Raw genomic sequence first — 3,834 nt, forward strand, 5'->3', positions numbered from 1 at the left:
CCTCCCGGCGGCTCACCAAGCAGTGGGCCGGGGCCGAACGCGGGCGGCCCGCACGCCGGAGTACCACGCCGCCCCCGCCATCCATCCGGAACCCCGTCCAAGACGGCCACCCCACGCGACGACCGCGACGGAAACACCCGTGTGAGGCGTCCCGATCAACCGCCCCATGGCGACCAGCCAGGGCATCCCACCCGGCCGCCGGTGCGCCGCCCAACCCAGCCGGTCCCGCGCCCATCCGCGCCGCGTCGCCCGACGAGCGGTCCGCCGTCGGTCACGGTACGGCTCCAAGCGCCCCGCCCGCGTAGAAAGGCAGAACGCCGTGCGCCACGCAAGTAAGGAACGCCTGGTCGCGAGAATCCCGGCCGACGTGGAAATGCCCGACAAGGTGATCGCGAACCTCACCGTCCGGCAGGCCGCGATCTTCGCCGGAACCGGAATCCTGGCCGCCTGGGTGTACCTCATGGCCGGTCACCGACTGCCCGTCCCGGTACTCGCCGCCATCCTCGTGCCGCTGATCGCCGCCGGATCCGCCCTGGCACTCGGCCAGCGCGACGGACTCGGCCTCGACCGCCTCTGCCTTCACGCCCTCGCTCACGTGCGAAGCAACCGCAAGCTCATCACGGCCGAGGAAGGAGTCCCCGAACCGCCGGCCTGGTGCCGAGCCAAAGGCCGCCTGCCGGGGGCACTACGGCTCCCCGTCCGGGCGATCCGCGAAGACGGCGTCATGGAACTGGCCGAAGGCGGCACCGCCGCAGTCGTCCGCGCCGGAACCGTGCCCTTCGGCCTGCGAACCGCCGAGGAGCAGACGGCACTGGTCGGCGTCTTCGCCGGATGGCTGAACTCCCTGGACGCACCCGTGCAGATCCTGCTCCAAGCTCGCCCTGTCAACCTGTCCCACCACGCCGGACGGATCACCGCCACCGCCGCCCACCTCCCCGATCCGGCACTGGAACAGGCGGCACGCCAGCACGCCGCGTTCCTCACCGACCTGGCCACCACCCGTGACCTACTGACCCGCGATGTCCTCGTCGTCGTCCGTCACCACGACACAGCCCGCCGCGACAGCTCGGCGGCGATCACGGCTCGCCGCGCAGATGAAACCGCCCGCTCCCTGTGCGCCCTCGGCGTCCACGCCGAGGTCATGAACGCCGACGAGGCCCGCGACCTGCTGGTGCGTTCCCTTTCACCAAGCCAAGCCGGAACCGCCCGCCCTGATGAGCTGATCACCTGTGGAGAAGACGCCTCATGAAGTTCACCCGACGCGCCGACAACACCGCCAGCACTCTGCCCGGCCCTTCGTCGCTCAAGATCAATGCACGCTCGGTGGAGTTCCCCGACGGGACATGCGCCTCGTTCGCCATCGCCGGATACCCGCGCGAGGTCGGCGCAGGCTGGCTGGAACCACTGACCGGCTACCCCGGACATCTCGACGTGTCCCTGCACATCGAGCCCGTCCCCCCGCTGATCGCGGCCCAACGCCTTCGCCGCCAACTCGCCCGCTTGGACTCGCCCGCCACAGCCAGCCGCTCAGCCGACTTCGCCACCGAAGCAGCCGCCGACGATGCCGCAGAGCTCGCCGCCTCCCTCGCCCGAGGCCATGGCCGCCTCTTCCGCGTCGGCCTCTACCTCACCGTCCACGCCACCGACGCCGACCAACTCGAAGCCGAAGTCCAGCACGTCAAAACACTCGCCGCCTCCCTGCTGCTCGACGCCCAGCCGACGACCTTCCGCGCCCTCCAAGGCTGGACAGCAACCCTCCCCCTCGCCACCGACACACTCAAAACCCGCCGGACCTTCGACACCTCCGCACTCGCCGCCGCCTTCCCCTTCGCATCGCCCGATCTGCGACCCAGGCTCGGCGACACACCGGTACTTCTCGGCCTGAACGCCTACTCCTCCGGCATCGTGCTGTGGGACCGCTTCGCCCACGACAACCACAACTCCGTGACCATCGCCCGATCCGGAGCAGGCAAGTCCTACCTCACCAAACTCGAAGTTCTACGGCTCCTCTTCCACCAGGTCCAGGTGTGCGTCGTCGATCCCGAAGACGAGTACCGCCGCCTGGCCAACGCCGTCGGCGGAACCCTCCTCGGTCTCGGCACGCCCGGCGTGTGCTTCAACCCCTTCGACCTGCCCGAGGACGCTGAAGACGACGCCCTCGACCGCCGCGCGATGTTCCTGCAAACCCTCGTCGCGACCATGCTCGGCGAACCGCTCGCCGCCACAACAAAAGCCGTCCTCGACAAGGCCGTGATCGCCACCTATGCGGCAGCCGGCATCACTTCCGACCAGCGCACCTGGAAACGTCCCGCGCCGCTGCTCGCCGACTTGGCCACCATGCTGGAGGCCACCGACACTCCCGAGGCGTCGCAACTGGCCACACGGCTCGCCCCGTACGTCTCCGGCTCCTACCGCAGCCTGTTCTCCGGCCCGACCACCACCCGCCCGGACGGCCACCTGATCGTGTTCTCCCTACGCGACCTGCCCGAGGAGACCCGCCCGGTCGGCATGCTGCTCGCGCTGGACACGAACTGGCGCCGCGTGTCCAACCCCGCCGGCCGGCGCCGCCGCCTCGTCGTCGTGGACGAGGCATGGACGCTCATGCGCGAGAACGAAGGAGCCAGATTCCTCTACCGCCTCGCGAAATCCGCCCGCAAACACTGGGCCGGACTCGCCGTCGTCACCCAGGACGCCGCCGACCTCCTCGGCTCCGACCTTGGCAAAGCCGTTGTCGCCAACGCCGCCACCCAGATCCTGCTCCGCCAAGCCCCACAGGCCATCGACGAGATCGCCGAAGCCTTCAACCTCACCGAAGGCGAACGTCTCTTCCTGCTCTCAGCCGGCCAAGGCGAGGGCCTGGTATGCGGTGGTACCGGAGACCGCGCCGCCTTCTACGCCGTCGCAGACGCGTCCGAGCACGCGCTCGCCACCACCGACCCAGCCGAGCTCCCATGAACCTGCTCATCTGGCGGCGGCGCAACGCCCGCCTGGTCGAGATCGCGGTCCCCCCGCACGTCGAGCTCGGCAGCGCCGTCGCCTGGTGGTCCCAGATCATGGGCCTGCTCGCCCCACGCTGGAAGCGCGCCCTGTACGGCCAGCCGCATCTGTCCTGGGAGTATGTCGCCGACAGCTCCGGCGTCCGCGTCCAGGTCTGGGTACCGGGCCCCGTCCCTCCCGGACTGGTCGAGAAGGCCATCCGGTCGGCGTGGCCCGGCGCGACCGTGACCACCCGCCCCGCCGTACCGCCCGTACCACGCGCGGCCACCACATCACGCGGACGCATGGTCCTGGCCCGCCCGGACCACTACCCGCTCACCACCACGCACAGCGGCGACCCGCTACGCGCCCTGCTCGGCGCACTGTCAGGGCTGCGCCCAGGCGAACACGCCGCCGTCCAGATCACCGCCCGCCCGATCACCGGACGCCGCCTGTCCGCCGCCCACCGCGCCGCCTCAGCACTCCGCAACGGCACATCCAGCACCCTCCGCGGGGACCTGTTCGACCTGATCACGCCAGGAAGCCTGAACCGTACCCGGCCGACCGAACTGGCCCGGATGTTCCCCGAACGCGCCGAGGAGATCCGCGCCATCCTCGCCAAAGCCAACCAGCCGCGCTTCGCCGTACGGATCTCCTACGCCGTCACCAGCGACCGAGAAGACGCCCGAGGCCGCACGCGCGGACGCGCCCACGAGATCGCCGCAACATTCGCCCTGTACGCCTCCGGCCACCAGTACCTACGCCGTCGACGCAGCTACACGGTCAGCCGCCGCATGACCACCGGCTACCTCCTGAGCGTCAGCGAACTCGCCGCCATCGCCCACCTGCCCTACGACC

3 protein-coding genes are annotated in these 3,834 nt (G+C 70.4%); all 3 read left to right on the plus strand.

What is annotated here, in order from left to right; genetic code table 11:
- The first annotated feature begins 319 nt into the window (after positions 1–319).
- Positions 320–1,249 carry a PrgI family mobile element protein gene (locus tag C1I98_RS36435; protein WP_158558338.1) on the plus strand — a complete coding sequence of 310 codons (930 nt, stop codon included), beginning with the start codon at positions 320–322 and terminating at the stop codon, positions 1,247–1,249.
- Complete coding sequence (locus C1I98_RS36440; protein WP_111171835.1) at positions 1,246–2,955, plus strand: VirB4 family type IV secretion system protein; 1,710 nt, start codon at positions 1,246–1,248, stop codon at positions 2,953–2,955. The genes C1I98_RS36435 and C1I98_RS36440 overlap by 4 nt, the downstream gene beginning before the upstream one ends.
- A partial coding sequence (locus tag C1I98_RS36445) for a DUF8128 domain-containing protein (RefSeq protein ID WP_497846154.1) occupies positions 2,952–3,834 on the plus strand: 883 nt, incomplete at its 3' end. The genes C1I98_RS36440 and C1I98_RS36445, both read left to right, overlap by 4 nt.

It is taken from the genome of Spongiactinospora gelatinilytica, assembly GCF_003236385.1.
GTDB lineage: Bacteria > Actinomycetota > Actinomycetes > Streptosporangiales > Streptosporangiaceae > Spongiactinospora > Spongiactinospora gelatinilytica.